The 20,409-nt window shown below is 45.6% G+C and carries 13 protein-coding genes; 5 read left to right on the forward strand and 8 right to left on the reverse strand.

The genetic code is table 11. The annotated features are described in order from the left end of the window. Positions 1 to 65 precede the first annotated feature (65 nt). Both AC58QM_RS10095 and AC58QM_RS10100 read right to left on the reverse strand, forming a co-directional pair. Positions 66 to 4,196, reverse strand: coding sequence for a carbohydrate-binding protein (locus tag AC58QM_RS10095; RefSeq protein WP_497283520.1), 4,131 nt, complete (start codon positions 4,194 to 4,196; stop codon positions 66 to 68). A 603-nt stretch (positions 4,197 to 4,799) separates the two neighbouring features. Then, positions 4,800 to 5,291 (reverse strand): hypothetical protein, encoded by a 492-nt coding sequence (locus tag AC58QM_RS10100; protein WP_497283522.1) that lies wholly within the window; start codon positions 5,289 to 5,291, stop codon positions 4,800 to 4,802. A 168-nt stretch (positions 5,292 to 5,459) separates the two neighbouring features. On the opposite strand from AC58QM_RS10100, the gene AC58QM_RS10105 reads away from it, so the two are divergent. From AC58QM_RS10105 to AC58QM_RS10115, 3 genes are all read left to right on the forward strand, one after another. Then, a complete protein-coding gene (locus AC58QM_RS10105; RefSeq protein ID WP_497283524.1) occupies positions 5,460 to 5,759 on the forward strand; it encodes a MazG nucleotide pyrophosphohydrolase domain-containing protein in 300 nt (99 codons plus the stop codon). Positions 5,760 to 5,913: 154 nt separating this feature from the next. After that, the gene (msrA, locus tag AC58QM_RS10110; RefSeq protein ID WP_497283525.1) at positions 5,914 to 6,549 is read left to right on the forward strand and encodes a peptide-methionine (S)-S-oxide reductase MsrA; all 636 of its coding nucleotides are present in this window, start codon (positions 5,914 to 5,916) and stop codon (positions 6,547 to 6,549) included. A 119-nt stretch (positions 6,550 to 6,668) separates the two neighbouring features. Further along, positions 6,669 to 7,118, forward strand: coding sequence for a tellurite resistance TerB family protein (locus AC58QM_RS10115; RefSeq protein WP_497283526.1), 450 nt, complete (start codon positions 6,669 to 6,671; stop codon positions 7,116 to 7,118). Between the two features lie 83 nt (positions 7,119 to 7,201). Here the strand turns inward: AC58QM_RS10115 and AC58QM_RS10120 are convergent, their stop codons facing one another. Further along, positions 7,202 to 8,134 (reverse strand): DUF5107 domain-containing protein, encoded by a 933-nt coding sequence (locus AC58QM_RS10120; RefSeq protein WP_497283527.1) that lies wholly within the window; start codon positions 8,132 to 8,134, stop codon positions 7,202 to 7,204. Continuing rightward, positions 8,134 to 11,469, reverse strand: a complete 3,336-nt coding sequence (locus AC58QM_RS10125) for a DUF5107 domain-containing protein (RefSeq protein ID WP_497283638.1) — start codon at positions 11,467 to 11,469, stop codon at positions 8,134 to 8,136. The genes AC58QM_RS10120 and AC58QM_RS10125 overlap by 1 nt, the downstream gene beginning before the upstream one ends. 113 nt (positions 11,470 to 11,582) lie before the next feature. Between AC58QM_RS10125 and AC58QM_RS10130 the strand changes: the two genes are divergently transcribed. After that, positions 11,583 to 12,473: a helix-turn-helix domain-containing protein gene (locus AC58QM_RS10130; RefSeq protein WP_497283529.1), complete on the forward strand. Its 891-nt coding sequence runs from the start codon at positions 11,583 to 11,585 to the stop codon at positions 12,471 to 12,473. 220 nt (positions 12,474 to 12,693) lie between these two features. Here the strand turns inward: AC58QM_RS10130 and AC58QM_RS10135 are convergent, their stop codons facing one another. Together AC58QM_RS10135 and AC58QM_RS10140 are read right to left on the reverse strand one after the other, a co-directional pair. Next, positions 12,694 to 13,650 (reverse strand): aldo/keto reductase, encoded by a 957-nt coding sequence (locus tag AC58QM_RS10135; protein WP_497283531.1) that lies wholly within the window; start codon positions 13,648 to 13,650, stop codon positions 12,694 to 12,696. Positions 13,651 to 13,682: 32 nt separating this feature from the next. Next, a complete protein-coding gene (locus tag AC58QM_RS10140) occupies positions 13,683 to 16,385 on the reverse strand; it encodes a UxaA family hydrolase (protein WP_497283532.1) in 2,703 nt (900 codons plus the stop codon). A gap of 168 nt (positions 16,386 to 16,553) precedes the next feature. Here AC58QM_RS10140 and AC58QM_RS10145 point away from each other — a divergent pair, with 168 nt between their 5' ends. After that, positions 16,554 to 17,456, forward strand: a complete 903-nt coding sequence (locus AC58QM_RS10145; RefSeq protein ID WP_497283534.1) for a helix-turn-helix domain-containing protein — start codon at positions 16,554 to 16,556, stop codon at positions 17,454 to 17,456. 87 nt (positions 17,457 to 17,543) lie between these two features. Here AC58QM_RS10145 and AC58QM_RS10150 read toward each other — a convergent pair whose 3' ends face one another. Both AC58QM_RS10150 and AC58QM_RS10155 read right to left on the reverse strand, forming a co-directional pair. After that, positions 17,544 to 17,672, reverse strand: coding sequence for a hypothetical protein (locus AC58QM_RS10150; RefSeq protein ID WP_497283536.1), 129 nt, complete (start codon positions 17,670 to 17,672; stop codon positions 17,544 to 17,546). A gap of 160 nt (positions 17,673 to 17,832) precedes the next feature. Further along, positions 17,833 to 20,394 (reverse strand): glycoside hydrolase family 2 protein, encoded by a 2,562-nt coding sequence (locus tag AC58QM_RS10155; protein ID WP_497283538.1) that lies wholly within the window; start codon positions 20,392 to 20,394, stop codon positions 17,833 to 17,835. Positions 20,395 to 20,409: the final 15 nt, after the last annotated feature.

Raw genomic sequence — 20,409 nt, forward strand, 5'->3', positions numbered from 1 at the left:
GCATCATTGAAAAATGCGAATAGTAAAACAAAAGGGGCTCTTGTGAGAGCCCCTTTTTCTCATCGCTATTTACTTGCCTTTTGGATGAGGTAATCGATGTCAGCAATAAGGATCTCAGAGAATTCCTTGGTGATCTTCTTACCGACGGTTACCACTTGCACAAAGATTCGCAGCGCCTTTAATTGCAGAACAGTCGCTTCTTTATTATGACTGCGAATAATCGCATCCACTTTGGCAAGCAACTCCTTGCCTTTGTCTGAAATGGTGATAGCACCATTCGCAACACCGATGTTAATGAGATCCAAGAAATGATTGGTATCGATCTGAACCTGAAGCGTATACGTACTCGCCGTTACATTGCCGGCCAGATCCGTTCCGATGATCTCGATGAGATGGTTTCCAACGGCTAGAGTTGCAGGGGCAGCTTGAATTGGATTGCCCGTGGTTCTCTTATCCAGTTGAATCGTGCTATGACCTGTACCGCTTAACGAATCCGTAATCTGAACTGGCAGGTTCAAAGGATCTGTCTGCCATATGGTTAATGGACCGTTGATTCGAACAGTGGGTGCTGTGCGATCGATGCCAGCTGTCACTTGCTTAGCTGCCTCGACATTGCCGTATCGATCCTTCGAACGATAATGAATGCTGTAAGCACCTTCTGTAGAAAGCCTCACAGGTCCATTAACTGTTACCCAATTTCCGCCATTTAGCTGGTATTCAGTCAACAGTATGCCAGAGCCTCCCGGTTGATCTACTGCGCTGAAAGTCATCTTGATATCTTTATTGGTAAACGTGTTGGAACCGCTGATCCCGTCCAAGATAACGTTTGTCGTAGGAGGCACGGTATCTATCTGAAGCTTAAATAGTTTAGACTCAGCGGGCTTCAGGGTTACGTTCAGCATACCGCTCACCTTATCCTCGGCCCCTGTCCATAGATCCGTTCGCAGATAGTTACTGACGCCATTCAAGCCAGCACGCGCCAAATCGATGGACTTCGTCGAAGCGGAAGCTCCGCTGTAATTGAAGACAGCTACGTAGTATGTGCCATTGTGGTTCAGCACGAAAGTCTCGGCTGCATTCGCTCCCGTATTCCCTTCCACTGCTTGGAAAGCCTTACCTAGTAAAGCGACTTGGTTGACTGCCTTGTTGGTCAATAATTCGTTCATGTAGGCTTGAGCCGTCTCATTATGAACATCATCCGAGTTCAAGAAAACAGTGCCCGAAATAACGGCAGAATTAACTCTGCTGCGCGCCTCGTCCATGGAACTTGCCCTCGACAATGACATATGATCTGGGTCAGTGTAAGGGTAAATCGTTCCATTCTGCCACCACCCATAAGTGAGCGAGTTCAGCTCGTACTCAGTTTCACTGATTTTGCCATACACATCACAAGATATTCGACGGCTGTGCGCATATTGACTCGGGAATAACGGTGCAATCGATTCGCTAATAAACATGCTGCCATTAATGACATGATTCACATACGCCATCCCTTGATTATACGCTTGAATACCGGTGGTCACCGTCGGATCGGCATGCTTTCCTTCCAAAGATCCGTGCGTCAAGAAATCCAATTTAATATACGTGAAGCCTAACGCTTTAAATTTACCCAAAAAGTAATCCATTCGTGCCTTCGTGCCCGGATGAGTTGGATCAAGTGCAAAAGCGCCATCCAGCGTAGGTAAAATCTCCCCCGTACTATCCCTCAATACGATATCGCCGTATGTATATTGATTGTTCGTCCCCTCAACTGTCTGACTCATATTCGTGCCCCAGTAGACGAAGGGTCCCCAGTATATACCGGCTTGCTGACCATTTTGATGAATGGTTGTCACCGCATTGTGCAGCTGAGTATCCGTTAAATTGTCCCAATAGGAGTCTAAGTTAATGTAGAGTGATCCCTTGTTGTTAAAAGATTTATTTTGCAAGTGCTCCTTGAAGTAGTTCGACGTATCGATCACATCTTGGTAAGTGAGATCGCTGCCGTAAGCTCCCCAACTGTTCCAGCCTACCGGAACTTCTTGGGCAACAGAGCCCTGGAAGCTTAATGGCGGAGCAAACACGGCGTTTGCACGTCCATATTCCTCAAGACCGTCACGGTAATCGGCAAAGTAGCCTACAAACATCGTTGGTGATGTTACTTCCGTACCTGAAATGCTTCCGTGGGGCACGGTGTCGTGTGTAATGTTGGATGATGCTCCGCCATACACCGTGAGGTTATTCAATTTATTGTTAGAGCCGTTCCAGGAAATCCCCGTCTTCCACGTATCATGCGTAGCGGAACCGATCACAAGTCCGTTTCGATTCGCGTTATTGTAAATAGCCGTTACTTCATATCCTGTGTTCGATGTGTTGATCGATTGAGCCTTATATCGAATCCAATTATCATTATCAAAAGGAACAAATAGGGCTCGGTTATCCGCATAGCTGCCAATGTCCACACCGCCCGTATTGTTCACAACGATAGGAGCTATGGTATTCGTCGTCATGGATGCGGCATTTACCGCTTTTAACTGAGTCAGGAAGAAGTTCTTCCCTTCATACAAGGTATAGATTTGATGAAGCGTAGGTTTACCAGGTGCTTCGTTAATGACGGTGAAACGAAGACCTGTACCAAAACCGTCATGAATAGGGACGATCGCAGCTTCGGATAAGGTATGCTGTGGATAACTTTTGTTAGTGATGAGTTCATCCAATTGCAGGCTGCCGTAAACGCCCTTTACAATTTTGGCATTCTTCCATGCATAATCTGCCATACCGCTGTCTGTATGGTACGTAATGGTCGTATCACCGTTCGAAAAAGTCGCACCATACGTATAACGCGTTACGGTGATGGCACCGTATTGTTTCGACTCGCCAGGTACGCCAAGACTGCTGTCGACGTTATCGTCATCACCAGGATTCTGTACAATCTTCGGGCCAACGACTATTTTATCCAGATCAGGGGAGTAGCCGTTACCGTCAGCGAACTGGATTGTATTGCTGCCAGCCACTAAAGCCAAAGGAATCACGTACGTATTCACTGTGTTCCAGTCAGGTGTTTTGGGAAAATCATACGTCTCCGCAGATCCACCATTTGCACTGACTTGTACAGAGCGAGGATCGCCAGATATATAAGAAACGGTTACTTGATAATTCCCTGTTGAAGCCACTTCAACCCCATTAAATTGCAGGGAGCTGCCTTGATATAAGTTGCCGACTTTCTTGCCTTCCGAACAGTTGCTGCAATTGGAAATACTTGCTTTGCCACCGAGTGTGTTCGTAGAAGCTTCTGCTTCATAAGTTAAGCTTTTGGGAGAAATAGAGATCTTATCGATATCAGGGGAGTACGAATTGCCATCGGACAAAATGATTGTATTGCTTCCCGCCTGTAAAGAAAGATCGACATCGAATGTGCCGACTGTATTCCAATCCGCCGTTTTCGGCAGATCATACAGCTCGGATGCCCCACCGTTCGCACTGATTTGTACAGACCTAGGATCTCCGGAAATATAAGAAAGCTTCACCGTGTAGATACCGGGAGCATTCACTTGGATTTGATTGAATTGTAACGCGCTTCCTTGATAGATGTTACCGACTTTCTTGCCTCCTGAACATGAGCCGCAATTAGATACGGAAGCTTTGCCTGTTAGCAAATTGACAGCAGACTCCGCCTCGTAATTTTGAGCGAATACCGGGGGCGGGTCACCTCCACCACCATCTCCAGGATTATGCGTACCTGCAGGATTGATTACGATTTTGTCAATATCCGGTGCATACCAGTTGCCATCGTCAAATACGATCGCATTCGTACCGGCATTCAGTTGAAGCGTGATATCGAAAGTACCAACCGTGCTCCAATCTATCGTTTTGGGAAAATCGTAATTTTCCGCGCTACCTCCATTTACACGGATATTCACCGAACGAGGATCGCCGGATATATAAGAAACCGACATCTTGTAGCTTCCAGCTTCGTTTACGGTAATACCGTTAAATTGCAACGAGCTTCCTTGATAGAGCCCGCCTACCTTCTTACCTCTGGAGCATCCGGTACACTCGGTTATTGAAGCGTTTCCACCTAAAATATTAACAGCTGCTTCTGCTTCGTAGGTCTGACCTTCTGCATACGCGGTTTGAACGCCAATACCCAAATTGGACTGGAGCCCCAATAACAAAACCATGAACACAACCAGCCATTTCGCCATCCTATCTCTCATAACATCTCTCCTTGTACAATGAAATTTCATTCATGTCTATTATAGGAATGAAATCAGAGAGATCTCTACGCGATTATTTTCAGAAACATAACGTTATCTATCAGACTTTGTGTCTTAGCAGATCTCTAGCGATGTATTTTTATGACTTTAAGACGTCTTGAATGTGCTGGTAGATATCTTCATTAATTGTTGCATCAAGATCATGTTCAAACATGTTAATATCAAGGAATTTCCCCTTTTCGTATTCATATCTAAAGATCAATATGCCAGATCCCAAATCTTTGGTGTTGCCTAGCGTATTTATTAATTCTCTGTATGACATGTCCTTTTTGATTTGCCTTAATTGAGACAATGTTATTGCTCGTATTTCATTTGTAAGTCTTGGACTTTCAGTAACATTATATGACTGACTGGCATGATTCGAGCATCCGAGTAAAGTTGTCATTACAGTAACAAAAACTAACCTGAATACATACTGACGAAAATGCATCGCGCGTCCCCTTCCTTTGGAGTGAATCTGTATTTTTGCAAAAAGGAGGAGCTGCCGCGATGCAGTCTCCTCGTCTCATTAGAAATGTGCCCTAAATTCCAGCACCAACTCCCTCATTTTGATTTCACTATTTTATCTGTGATACTTGTAAGCCAAATGTCATCTTTTTTCTCAATTGTTTGTCTTAGTTGAATTGATCCTAGGAACGTCTTCCTGCTAGTTAGGATTACTTTTCCATCTGTTTTGAAAATGATATTCGCTAATTCAATTGCCATACCACCAAATTTATTTTTCGCTAAATTGGTCTCTATATCAGAATACTCCCCTTCCTCCACATCAACTTTACTGATTTGCTTTACGTAATTTAATAAATTCAATTTTTCATCCGTGTTGAGTTCTAAATTATCTGTTTTAACTACAACATAAGTCATCCTGGAATTATTATAAAAATTAGTTTCTTGATCATAAATCGTCTTGAAGGCTACTTTGTATATATCCAAATATTCATTCTTATTAATGATTTGCGTCTTCGTACATCCAACTATGAGGAGTACAAAAAGAAATAGTACCACTTGCTTTTGGGATAATGGATTCATCTTCAACATTGGCTCTCCCTCTGTCTCGCATTTAACAACCGCTCTATTACACTTAGACGTCCATCATTTACAATAGTTCCATAATTAAACAATTACATTTTGTAAAATTCCTCGTTTATCTCTATACTTATTCTTACAACTTCATTTCACTCATTATAAAATAAGGGGAACACATCTATGCAGATATCTGACATGCAAAAGCATATTAAACAATTCAGTATCGAGAAGGGCTTCGAGTCGTCTACCGTGGAACAAAGAGCACTTTATCTTGTGACCGAAGTAGGTGAGATGGTCAAGGAGCTGCTGCATATTTCTTATCATCCGGACCACGCAAACAAAGAAGAAATTAAAAAGAATCTCGGCCTCGAGATGTACGATATTGTGTGGAACATTTGTGATCTCGCCAATAAATTAGAAATCGACCTTGAGAAATCCTTTGCGATGAAAATGGAAATTAATAAGGATCGCACATGGTAGGGTGATCCTATTCACACGACAAAGAACGCACATCCACTTGCTCAGTTGAGCAAGGATGAGCGTTTTTGTGTTAGACATGTATGCGAACCACTTACATGAATAAAAGCAATCTGAACCATTCATGCTATGATTAACTTATTTGGAGGTGCCTGTAATGAATAGCAGCAACAATCACACGATTACGCTTGGAATGGGTTGCTTCTGGAGCCCTGAGGCTTTGTTCGGACAACTACCGGGTGTCGTTCGAACACGTGTTGGTTTCGCCGGAGGTACGACAGATCATCCAACCTACAGGGAAATGGGCGACCACACAGAGACCGTTGAAATCGTTTTCGACTCTGACAACATAAGTTTAGAGACCCTCCTACATGTGTTCTGGAGCAACCATAACCCATTCAATATCAATGATTACAAGGGCCGACAGTACAAATCTATGGTATTGTATCGTGACTCCAACCAGCAAAGTGTAATTCACAATGTTCTCACTAACCGAGAGCAACAAGGAAATAGCAAAATTGACACTGAAGTTGATGCTAATAAAACTTTTTACCCTGCTGAAGATCGACATCAGAAATATTATTTGAAACGGTACCCAGACGCGATCGATAAGTTGAGAACCCTTTTTTCAACCGAAGAAGATCTGAACAACGCGACCTTGGCTGCACGATTAAATGGACTGGCTAAGGGATACACCAATATGGATAAAATTGTAAGTGACATTCTTACTTGGCAGATTAGCCCCCAGCAACAAGAAGAAATGATCCACTTGATCCGGTTGATAAAATGGTAGGCATCGATTTTTCTTTGTAAACTGAAGGCGAATTTCTACAAAATTTGCTAAAAGTAAATATTAAATTTAAAATGTAAAATAACAAGTTAATAAAAACTAAAATTATGGAGGAATCATACATGAGTGTTGGATTCAAATCATGGTTACAAAATTCTAAGCAAGGTCTGACTGATCAAGTAAAGAAATTTAAGAACAAGGACTTTATGGATGCCGTGGTTGCCGGTTGTGCACTTGTAGCTGCAGCGGATGGATCCGTTGATTCAAATGAAAAACAAAAAATGGCTGGCTACATGAGCCGTAGTGAAGAACTAAAAGTATTTGACATGAGTGACGTCATCAATCGCTTTAACCATTTTGTTGGAAACCTTGAATTTGATTCCATGATCGGTAAACAAGAAGCACTAAAAGCGATTGCGAAATTCCGTAGTAAACCAGAGGTTGGACGAGTAATCGTTGGAGTTTGTAGTGCAATCGGTGCAGCAGATGGGGATTTCGATGACAAAGAGAAAGCCGTTGTTCGTGATATCTGTCATTCACTTGCATTAACTCCTGGTGAATTTGGTTTGTAAGAGCAATTCATTATAAAAAAAGATGATTCCTGTATGTGTATTGTACAGGGATCATCTTTTTTACTTCCCACTGGTACCAGCCCTTACGAATGCCACTCTCCAATACCGATGGTTAGATCTAAATACCATTCAAAAGATGCTTGGGCTGGAGTGGTTTGTGCAGACCCATTATGTACGGCTTTATCAAGGGAATCATAATAACCAATACTAGGTTCCAAAGCACAAGTAACTCGATCATTGAACATGCCTTCATCGATCCAAATGCCTAGATAAGGAACCTTCTCTTTGGGAACTGATACGATCAGGAAGTTTTCACTTTCCTGACCGTACAGGCCAGACCAACTTATGGGTACTTGCCCCTCATAATAAAACTTTCGTCCGTCTCCAGTAACCGCGGGGGAAACTAGAGAGACATCCTTCCAAGCATACGTTTCCCCATTCTTTAGCTTATGACCTGCGTACACGCAAAGCATTTCCACCATGGGTTTGGGGAGCAGAATACGTGTTGGTTCCGTAATGGCAAACTGCGGGTGAGGCACCCACAGGAATGACATCGGCTGATCGTTCTTATTATTAACACGGTATTTCATCCTTACCTTATTCCCCGAATGCAGGGTGATGCTTCTTGTAAACTGATACGAGAGCAATGAACTTTCTACCCAACACACAACCTCGTTCTCTTCGACGCTATAACTCCAAGGAAGCGACCAAATTTCGCCATGATCGGGCAGAATCACACGCTTATCTAATTCCCATGGACATTCATTAATTGTTGGAAAACATTCATCCCAACCACTCATATCCCACTCGCCAAAGCCGGAGCCATAGCGAGGCTGCCTTAATGGTCTTTCACCCGAATCAATCAGCCACTCCTTACCACTAGGCTTATAAATCAGTGAAACCAGCTTTCCGCCGAGATCCGGTACGATCTCCATACGGATTTGCTCATTTTCAATGGTGATGGATAAAAATCCTTTATACGTTCCCGTTGTTATGCTAGTCTGAGTCTCTTCCATTAATGGCACAACCCCTGATGAATTCGTACCCCTGCATGATTAGCTTCTAGCTCCAGAGCTTTATCGAACTGCTCCTTAGCCATTGCTATGTTACCCAATCCGAGGTGCCCGAGTCCCATCATATATAGACAGTGAACTTCATTGCGTACATTCAAATTGTCTTCAAATACTAAGAAGTCTGGCAAAGAAACCGCGAAGTAGTCAAATTTCACATCGTCGAAGACGTGTTTCTCAGCGTAATCAATCAGCTTATTGAAACGGCGCTTCGCTTCCCTTTGATTACCCAGAGCAAGCCAAGCCATTCCTTGATAGAAGATCATATCTGGCGGCTGATCGTTGTAATACATGGCACTAGCTGGCTCCTCCAGCCCCTGTGAAGCTATTTCAAAACATTCCTGTGCTTGCTTCGTTTGCTGTAAACCGTTATGAGCGAGTCCAAGATAATAATACACATTATTTTCTTGCGCACCAGACAGCTTACCTTCCCCTAGATTCTCCGGGTAGATCAGTGCTTCATGTAAGTAGGATACTGCTGCTTCAAAGCGATTGTCAGCTAATGCTGCTTTCGCAAGCTCGACATGAGCACATACATGCTGACCGGTTATTTTGCCCTCGCCACCTTCCCAAGGATGGAAGTTGCGTGCTTGAATAGCTTGAACGGCCTTTTCGTGAAAACCTTGCGCATTCAGGAGTGTCACATACTCCACGTAAAGATCGTCGCGTTTGTTCACTAAATCTTGGTGTTCTTCTAACTTACTGCAACGAATCGCAGCGGTGTAACCCAGTTTCTTATACAGTTGATCCAGTTCATAAAAGACGCGTGCATCATCCTGGTTACAAGCAAAAGCTTTCTCCATGGCGATAAGCGCCGATGCTGAATCCCCTCTTTTGTTGAAATATGCGAGAGATAAATTACGATGTACCGTCGCGAAATCTTCTCGGATCGAACGTGAGGCTTCCCAGTGTAGGATGGCATCTTCGTGCCTTTTTTTGTCGTAGCACCAATTGCCAAGGTAATAATGCGCCTTATCATTGTCCTCAGAGGCCGCAATAACACTTGTCAGCACTTGCAAATCGAATAAGTTATTCGGGAAACAGTAATCCGAAGTTGCTGTATTCCCCTCATGCCTGTGATGGCTAGCCAGTTCGAAATGCCCTGTTTTCTCATAGAGATAGCTAAGTGTGTAATGAACCATCGGGTTTACTTTAGAGGAATCGTGACCTTGGACAATTCGCCCAAGCAATCGGGTAGCTTCCTCGAATAAGCCGCAATTCGCATAATCCGATGCCAGGTTCAAATAATTATGTGCATCTCCACGCATGAGGCGTGTTAGCTCCAATAATGCTTCATTAGCAAGATCTTGCTCACCTTGGCTTGCAAGTGTAAGGTATCGTTCGTTAGCTGCTCCAAAATCAGCGATATCAAGCGCAAGTGTCTCCTGTGAGAAGACAACTGCTTCCTGCAATAGTCCCAACTTTCGAAGAAGTGCAGCTTTCAGGTGACGTGCTTTGTAATTGCGAGAATTGCGTACCTGTGAACGCTCAACCAATTCCAACGCTTCACTGTAAGAACCCTTCTCACAAGCAATTTGTGCCAATGTGAAGAACCCTGCATCTTGCCAATTCGCCGACCATGTCGCTTTGTAAAGGGCAGCGAATGCTTCTTCCTTCCGTCCCTGCTCTTTAAGTGCTACGCCTAATTGATAGAGTGCTTCACTATCATACGGATTTGGATTGCGCCAAGTAAGCGACTTGATCGCGGTCCGGAAGTGTTCTTCTGCTCGGGAGAATAACCCACGACGCAGCAAGAGTGTACCGTAGGCGACGTTAATACGGCTATCACTTGGGTCACGTTTTAAACCTTCTAAGTAGTAATCTTCTGGCTCGAAGGTGGCGTGGCGATATTGCTCCAGATGCAGACCGGCTAAATACAACTGTTCATTCGTCTTCAACTCTGCAGGCTCTACCAGTGGCTTAGCTGCATCCGGCACTTGCTCAATGGAAGGCTTCGTAGGCTGATAAGAAATGAGTAAGGTACCATTGGCATCCCTGACAGTCAGTTTCAAGTCGTGTGCTTGATCGTTTGCATCCAATGTAAGAACTGATTTGAACGTGTCGGTTGGAGAAAGCTTCACACTCTCCTTCAAATACGTTCGGTTGCGGCCTTTCAACTCCACAATAGCACCATCAAATACGGACGTTGCATAGGCAAATACGACAGCTTCACGCGTCTTCTCATCCACTTCTAGGTTGACCGCAGCATCGATGGAAGCATTTTTAACGACGCCAATATTTTTATAAGGCATGAAATATTGCTTGAACGATTTTTCCTCATAGGGCTGCAGCCACGTGAAGTCAGGTTGGTTATCTGTGTAAACACCCGTCATGAGCTCAATATATGGACCATCTTCATCTGTCAGGTTGCGATCCCACGCTTGCCCGAATTCGCCGTTCCCCCATGTCCATTGCTTCTTACCTGGTGAAACATGATGATTGGCTACGTGCAACAAACCTGCTCCAACACCATGATCATAACCACCGACGAAATTGTAATCAGATTTGTAGGCCATATACGAGGTGGGAACGGGAATGTTCTTGTAGCGTGAGATATCTACGCCGGCTGAATAATCCATTTTGTAGTACGTTCCTGTTGCAATAGGGAATCTCGAGACATCACGTTTACCATGGTCAAAAACAGCCGTTACATCTGGCGGAAATACAGATTGCGTATGATCATTAACCGCGACCGCGGGGTTTGCCCACCACAAGAACGTTTGTGGTTCCGACGTCCGGTTATATAACTGCGCAGAAATTTCTAGATAGGCTTTGCCCGGATACAAAGTGAAACCTGCCGTCACTTTCGTGCCGTACATGCGGTCAATCTCACTCACCCATACGGTAGCGCTTCCGTCTTCTTGCTCGGTGAGTTTATATTCAACCGGACCGTACGTATTCGGACGGTGATGCTGCGGCCAGTTGAATTCGATGCCACCGGAAATCCAGGGTCCTGCAAGACCAACCAGAGCTGGTTTAATAACGCGATTATAATAAACGAAGTCATAGTCATTCGTTTTGTCCAACGCACGATAGATACGTCCGCCAAGTTCAGGCATAATCTCGATGCGAACATATTCGTTTTCCAAGATCACCATACGATATGACTGAGGCTTCTTCTCATCTTCAATTTTATCAATAACCGGATGCGGATATACTTTACCAGAGCTTCCTTGATAAACACGTTTCTCTAGAAACATTGGATTGCGATCTGGCTCACCAATGCCATATGTCGGAATCGACGTTACTTCTTCCCAAATGCGAACCTTCTGACTCAACATCATCACTCCCTTATCTGATTATCTCTACTTTACCTCGGATGCTGGCGGCAGCCAATTGACAAAATGCTTAATGTAATGGATTATATTCTTATTATTGTAGGGAGGCCTTACAAATGGATACGACTAGAAAGCCTGAAGGGTTTGAAGAAGAGAAATTGTTCATCCTTCCTGAATATATGCAGACGGAATTATCCCGCTCCGAGCTGACGCGAGATTTATTTGTAAGTGACATTGGCTTCTTCCCGTCTGCCCGTCATCATTATCGGGAACGTCCTGAGGGTAGTAACTCCCATATCTTCATCTTTTGCTCGGAAGGAGAAGGCTGGATAGAATTAGGACAACAAGCTGCATTCACCTTGACTCGGAATCATCTAGCCGTCATTCCTGCCCACACACCTCATCGATATGGCGCATCTAGCCATGCACCATGGAGTATTTACTGGTTTCATCTTCAGGGCAACCATACAGCAGCTTTTATACAAATGTACGGGATGGATACGGGGCCACTACATTTACCTATCGGGGCAATGACCGAATACAAGGATGTTTTTGACCAATGTTACTATCTGCTTTCTGATAAAACCTACTCATTACCCATCCACACGCACGTTTCCCAGTCTATCCGACAGCTGATTAGCAGTATTGGTATGCGGGTAGGAGGTACAGCCAAGGACAAAAAGAGAGAGCAATACCTAGAGGTTGCCATCCGATACATGAATGACCATTTAGAAAAAGCCATTAATCTCCCTGAATTAGCCCAACACACAGGCTTGTCTAGACAGCATTTAATTTTATTATTCAACGAAGTAACAGGCATGCCACCCATTGAATACTTTCTAAGAATGAAAATTCAAAAAGCCGCTCAAATGCTCAGTCTAACGCCTCTGTCCATCAAAGAGGTTGCCTTCAACATGGGTATTACGGATCCCTACTATTTTTCAAGATTATTTAAGAAAATAACCGGTTCCTCCCCTAGTGCTTATCGAAACGTTCCTAAGGGATAGGGATTGGAGGAAATGATCATGAGCGTTGTTTGGTGAGCAAACAAAAGAAGACAAGAGCATCCATCTCTTGTCTTCTTTGTTGTTCATTGTTCTTATTTCTGTAGGATTTCCGCACACCTGAAACAAAGCGAGCAATAGAACGAGTAATCTTTTTAAAAATAAGTTTAGAAACATAGGTCATCTGACTTACAGAGTGGTTTAAAGTGACCCACTAAGCAAATCAATTCCCTTCGGGATCTTCCGTATCATAGCCAAATTCATCAAGCGCCGGCCATAGCTCAGGGGCAATCGGGTAATTAGCAAGCTCCAATGTCTGGGCTACCCGTTCCGGTTTACTCATGCCGACGACCGTGCTGGCGATCCGCGGGTCGCGAAGCGAAAATTGAAGCGCTGCTGCGGCTAGTGGTACATTGTATGCTTGGCACACTTTGGCGAAATTACGTGCTCGTTCTACTACGATTGGCGAAGCATCGCTATAGGCATACCGAGCGTATGCTTCTGGACCTTTCGCTAATATGCCGCTGCCATAAGGAGCAGCGTTAATAACAGCGACGCCCAAGCGATTAGCGACATCAAGCAATGGTTCGGCAGCTCGATTGAGCAGCGTATATCGATTGTGGGTTTCTACAGCGCTGAACGCTCCCGTTTCCACATAATCGATGAGCATACCGATCGGTCCGCCGGATATGCCGATGTGATCGATGATTCCTTGCTCTTGAAACTTTTGAAGTACTTCTAAAGGCCCGCCAGGTCCCATCACATTTTCGAAGGTTGTATGTTCAGGATCGTGGATGTAAACATATTGCAGACGATGGAGTCCTAATCGTTCGAGACTTTCCTCGATGGACCGTTTGATCTGTTCGCCGCTGAAGTCGCCGGTCTTGAAGTCGCGGTCGGCTTTGGTAGCCAACACGTAACCAGCCGGAAGTCCACCATTCGCTCGAATAGCCATGCCAATCCGCCGTTCGCTCTCACCCTCGCCGTATGCTGCAGCCGTATCTATAAAGTTAATCGGACTTTCGAAGGCGGTACGCAACGTCACCAATGCCTGTTCTTCAGATGTGCTATATTGAAAGGTCTCCGGCATATCCCCGAGTGGAGCGGCTCCAATACATAGCGGTGATATAAGTAGACCAGTACGGCCAAGCGGCCGTAGGGATAATAATGCGTTCGTCATGGAATTTACCTCGCTTTCTATTTATGTCTCACTTATAACGACACTCCAAATAAGCCCCGTGTCATTTGAAAATCAATATTACCTTGCTGGTAGAGATGTGGTACATACGTATGTTCCAAAATTTCTTTACTGCGCTCGAGAATATGATCCACCCAAAAGCTCGGGTTACCCTCGAGGACCAAATCGACATCTTGCTTATGTTTATCCAGCACAACCTGATCTGACGTCATTTGCAGCATCGGGACGAAAGGATGCGTTTGCATTGGACGGTCACCAATCAGCGCGATTATTAATTCCACACCTGTGGCCGCGAGTCCTGTAATCGTCTCTACCCCATGCTTTGTCGGGGTATCCATAATATGGAATCCATTTTGACGAACATGTTCCCCATATGCGATAGACGGCCCCACTTGAGTCGAGCTAAATAGTTGCTGGTTAAACGAATCCTCGGCAAGCAATCCGCTATTCTCGGGAACGACTACCAAGCCTCCAGCCCCGACAATCATCTTGGTTAGTCGTCCCAACTGCTCGCTGGCATCTTTGTTAATGGCACCAACACTTACGATTCCGATGCGCAGCCCTTCCAAACCGACCGTCACTTTTTCCACAGGATCTGCCGCAATTAATCGATCGGCGAACCAAGCCTCAACCTTCTCGCTCACCTTAGCAATTCCGCCGTCGAGCTGGATGCTGGCATAACCAAGGCGGCTCGCATCGACGCCCATCACATCCATTTGATGACGCATATAGTCGTTATGCGTTTTCTCGCAGCCATGCTCCAGCAGCAAACAATGCTCCACCATCGGATGCGTAATATAGCCAATCATCGTGCGTGCAAACAGCGATTCGGCTGGCCCTCCCGAGGTGCCGCAGCCTTCCGTATGCGCCAATGTTACGAAGCGCGAGAGCTCTGGCTGCCCTGCGCCTTGCTCGTTCAGACGCTTAGTAATCATGCCCGCTACCTGTCCCGCACAAAGACTGGTTGGCACGATCAAGCCGATATGGTCACTAGACTGCCGATTGCGATGCCGAGTAAAGGAAAATTGGATCGGGTTAACCAAGGTTGTAGTATTATCTTCAATGGCTATCGGATCTCCTGTCGGTACAGGAGCGTGAAACAGCGTCTCTAGCTGACTCGCATCGTTCTGCTGCCAGTTGCGCCAAATTTGAACTTGTGCATGGCCCGCCTTCTCGCCGACACTTCGCTGACCAGTGGCAATTTGGATCGCCAACTCGAATACCTCTTTGCCTAACTCATCCATCGACTTGCCTTCCAGATACTGCCCCGCGTTCACATCCATATCGTTCGAAAGCAATTGGAAGCGGCGAGTTGTCGTGACCACCTTAACCGTAGGCACATATGGAAAATTGGTAATCGAACCATTTCCTGTTGTAAAGAAGATCATGTTGCAGCCTGCGGCTACCTGTCCGGCGATACTCTCCAGGTCATTGCCAGGGCTATCCATGAAATAGTAACCGCCATCCTTCATGAGCTCCCCATACTCAGTTGCATAATCGATTCGTGTTATCGGGTCTTTCTTCATAGCAGCGCCTATAGATTTAAGATAAATGTTGTACAAACCGCGATACATGTTGCCACCTGACGGGTTACCTTCCGCACTGGTGCCGTGCCAGGACGTACGCTCTTTAAATCGGTTCACAAGTTCCAGAAATTTGCGCGCGGTTTCTACGTTGCGTACTTTCGAGAGGACATAGGGCTCCGCGCCAATCAACTCATCCGTTTCAGCTAGACTAGCCGCACCACCGTAACGCACCAGATGTTCCGAAACCCAACCCAGCAGTGGATTCGCGGATACGCCAGAAAATGCGTCCGAACCGCCGCATTGCAAGCCGATTCGCAAGTGGCTGACGGATTCAGGCGTTCGCTGCATCGTATTCACCGTTGATAGCCATCCGGTTACTAAAGCTTCACCTTTAACCAGCTCCTCTTCAAAGCTGCCTGTGAGCGACACGAACTTATGCAGAACCTCATCGATTGGATAGCTATGCTCACGTGCATAAGCCTCCACCATCTTGTTCGTGACCGATTCGTTGCCATAATCGACAACCAAAACCGCTCCAACGTTCGGGTTGACCATGAAACCTGCGAGCGTTCGCAGCAGCAAGTCCACATTATTCGGCTTCTCTGTGCCGCCCTCTGTGTGAGCGACGGGAACAATTCCGTCTATATTCGAGTCATTCTTCCATATACCTTGCAGACGGGTGGCAAGCTCATTCACGTAGCTCCCCGTGTGCGAGGTAGTTCCGAGCAGTACGATGTAGTTCCGGGTGCCTACCCCGCGATCTTTATGGCGTCGATATCCCATGAAAGTGCGCGTATCTGTAAAAGCTGGCGATGCCTGAGCCGGCAGGAAGTTCTCCTCGTCAAAGATATAAGGAGAAATTTGATCCGCGAAATTTGATTCCGTCGGCACCGCGAATGTCAATTGACGCACACTGAGCGCTTCCCGCACTGTTTCGTTAATCACATAGTGGCCGGGCTGAATCGGCTTACGCGCCACGCCGAAAGGCAAATGCCACGAAAGCAGATCTTCGCCAGGAGAAATCGCTTTCACCGCAAATCGATGGCCTTCCATAACCGTGTAATCTAAGGTGAGGATCTGGTCTTCATACTGAATGGCGGTACCAGAGTTCAATTGGCGGATCGCAACGGCGCAGTTATCCCCAGGTAAGGGAAGTCTCGCTACTTCTTCAAATTGGTAAACGACGTCCATCGATGACTAGCTCCTTTGATGAGATATTCTGAACATTTCAAGTTTACTAATATTGTACCAAGATTATGGCATTTGTTAATTCTTTACCTTTGCAGAAACATACTCTATTTTGATATTCTAAAACAAAGACAAATAATAAAGTAAATTGATCAGGTGGAGGCTCACAAAATGCAAAAACCGCTTGTAAAAAACTTTACAAACGATGATCTCCTGCCATTTGACATTGTTTTTAAGGACCAAAAGACACCAATTCGAGAACTTCCAGAACATCTTCATGATCGCTACGAATTGGTTTATGTTTATAGTGGGAAAGGTACGTTTTTCTTAAATCAAATGCTCTACGAAATGAATGAAGGAGACCTTTTCATCATTCCTGGCAATACCATTCATCAGGCATTGCCAGATTCTGAATCTCCTGTTACTGCCACTGCTGTCTTTTTTGATCCGCAACTAATTGGACATTATTCAACAGGTGATTCGTTTACGAATAGGCAAGTTTTTGAGCGAGCACGAAAATATAAGAGTTATAAGCTTGTTGTCCCAGTAGCCATGCGCCCTCATCTAGAAGAAAAGCTCCAACAAATGCATGAGGAAATGGAACGACATGAAGCTGGTTTTAGATACGCAGTTCAACTACTTTTAAATAGCTTTCTGATCAGCATTAATCGTTTGATATTAAAAGAATCCCATCATCAATTGGCCGAATCCGATGTCGGACCCTCCTGGTTACTAAACATCCTTCAACACTTAGATCAGTTCCACACTGACCATATCGTTGGACTTTCGTATTTGGCTAAGCAGACTTCCGTCTCAGCCCCTCATTTATCTAGGGTGTTTAAACAATTAACCGGGATGAACATCACCGACTATGTGAATGCCAAGCGAATTTCAACTGCCAAGGAGCAGCTGTTAACTACAGACTTAGGCATTGATACCATCGCCTACAATTGCGGATATGAGAGCTTACCTTACTTTCATAAGTTATTTAAGAAGTTTACTGGCGTTACCCCAGGCCAATATCGTAGAAAAGTAATGAAAGAAATTAGCCTTCAAATAGAGAAGATGAATTAACAATATTCCGTAATTTCATAAATTATTTAGCTGATCTGTGTTCAAGGCTGCCGATGTAAGCTACTGGACGGTTCTAGGCTTTAGAATTTAAATGCCATCTAAACTACTTTGCCCCATAAGCATGTTGGCGAATTTGGCATCATCATCGATGGTTGAAGCCAGTCCCGCGATCCGCAAAGAAAACTGATTAAATTGAAACTGATTTAATCGTTGCAATTCCTTCTCCCCTTTCCTACACACATCCAACATAAACTGGAATACAAACAAAAGAAAAGTGCAAGATTTGCACTTTTCTCAATTATGGAACTGTATGTTATTAAATTTTACTGTTGTGTAATGGAGATTCGCTAAACATATACATTGTATTCTTCAGTCGCTATAGGACTATCTTCTTTTCTGCATTAAGTGCCTGGACGGACAGCACACTGTGATTCCCGGTACCTTTCCAGACAACTGTAACTGTGCGGCTCTCCCCCGGGAGCAGATGGAATCCGCTATGGCTAATATAGCCCCATCCTTCGGCATCCAGAGATCGATCATCATCGATCCGCACAAGCAAGGCGGCGTGCTTCCCTCTGTTTGTAACGTTGACGCTCCAATTCGGACCCGTGCATTCCGATTGGATATCCAGCAAGGTACGCGGAAGCTCCAGCATCGGCTTAAGATTGTCCGTCTTCGTAAACAGATAACGATTAGAAGCTATAACGTTACCCGACGTATCGATGAGCTGAATGGAAAGAAAAAATAAATTTCCGGTAATCTCAGCTAATGAACAGCTGATATCTCCAAAGCTATCCGCTTCATTAACTCCCACATTTATCGTACGCTTGCCGCTTGCAAAGCCGTTGCCATTAGCTTCTTCCATCGACCAATGTAGCTCCGCCTCTGTGTACGCTTGGGTACCGCCGTTGGTCACCCACAATTCCGCGTTAAAATCCAAATCGTTCGCCCACGCTTGCTTCGCGAATTTGGCCGTTACGGAAACAGTGTTATACGCTTGTGCCGAGGCGTAATACAAATGCTTCGGTCGGCCGAAATAATCAACGGCCGACGTGCACGCTGCCATGGGATATGGTTCGTTGAACATCCACGGCAAAACACCGCTGTTGCGGAATTTTCGAGCACGATTCCTCTCAATGGCGTAACGCACACCCTCCGCCTGCAAAAATTGGGTTGCTTCAATGGCCGTCTCCAGATCGGGAAGTTCGCCGAAAATGTCTCGCCATTGCTTTTCCTGCACCCACCAGGAGCCTAGGTGATACCACACTGGATTTTGCAGCGTTACTGGCCAGCGGTTTTCTGGCTTCAGTGTCGCTTCAAGCGCTTTTAAGTTCGTGAGGCCGTCCGCGCCGAATTCGCTGTGTAACAAATTAGCTCCGGCATTGAAAAGCGTATATTGCGCAGTCAAGCCCTCGTGGTGCCAAGGACCATGGACATCGTGCAGGTCATCCGGCCGGTTCCGACTCATGTTAATACCGTTGAACGGCAGAGGACCTGAAGGTGAACAAGGCAGCCATAAGCGGTCTGGATCGAGTCGTTTGACTGTCGCTTTGAGCGCTGCAAGCACAGGTTCTTCCCCGTTTAATGGAAGCTTGTCCAACGACTCCAATTCATTGCCCCCGCACCATAGCACGAGTGAAGGATGGTTCCGTTTGAGCGGAATGAAGCTTTCTGCTTCCTGAATAACTCCGCTGATGAACGACTCGTCCTCTTTTGGCTTACTGTTAAAAGCGGAGCTGGTCAGGTTGAACTCCTGCCAGACCATGATTCCGAGCCTGTTGCAAATTTCATAGAAAACATCCGTCTCAATAAGGCCTACCCCATTGACCCGAATGAGATTGACATTCGCTTCCTTCGCGAGCGTGAGAAGATGCTCCATCTTTGCCAAGCGCTCTACACCATAAAGAACGTCAATCGGCACCCAATTATACCCTTTGACATAGACCTTACGGCCATTTAAGGTGAAGGTGTACGGCAATGCCGTTGGATGGGAAGTTTCGTTAGGCGAAAACTCTACCTTTCGGATACCGAACTCGGTCTCCTTGCGATACAACACTTCGTCTGACCCTTTTTCCATGACAGAAACGGTCAGCTGGTAGAGCGGCTGCGCACCTTCCCCATTCGGCCACCACAGCTCAGGATTCTCAATGGGCAGCATGACTTCAAGCTTAGTTATTCCCTCAGACAGCGGCTGCGAAGAGCAGGATAAGAGGGCAACTTGACTTCCGTTCAGATTAATCCCCAGAACGACTTCGGCGGAGATATGCTTTTGGGAAGAAAGTTCGATGCTTACAGAAACTTCCGCACGGGTATAGTCTGCGTTCAGCTGCGGCCGGACGTAAACATCCTCAACCGTTACCGTTCCAGTAAAGGCAATAAACACTTCCTGCCAAATACCGAGATGAACCATACGGGGTGTAAAATCCCACCAATAATTCATTCTCGTTTTCGTATGTCCGACTTTGGACGTTCGCCCCATCTGGGACTCAGAAGGAGGAGCCGGGTCAAGGACCACGGTCAACAAGTTATCTGCCCCGTATCGGAGATGAGACGTAACTTCATACTCGGCAGGTACAAACATGGACTCATGAGTGCCGAGCAGCGTACCGTTTAGGTAAATGTGCGCCCTATAATCAATACCGCGCAGGTGCAACCGTGCTCCGCTTCCCTCTTTCCCCCCTTCAACAAAAAACGTCTTTCTATATACCCAAGAGCGCTGCGGAATCCACTCCAGCATAAGGCTGTTTTGTTCAAAATAAGGATCTGGCACGATCCCATTGTCCCAGAGGTCCTGATGGATGCTCCCTGGAACCGTTGCCTTAACCCACGGCCGAGGATCTGTCGGTTCGTCACTTTCTACCTGTTTGGTCCGCCAAGCCTCGTCGATAAAATCTAATATTTCCCAGTCATTACCATTTAAAAAGAGTTTGCTATTCATGCCTGATTCCTCCTG

The organism is Paenibacillus sp. J22P165 (genome assembly GCF_059692015.1).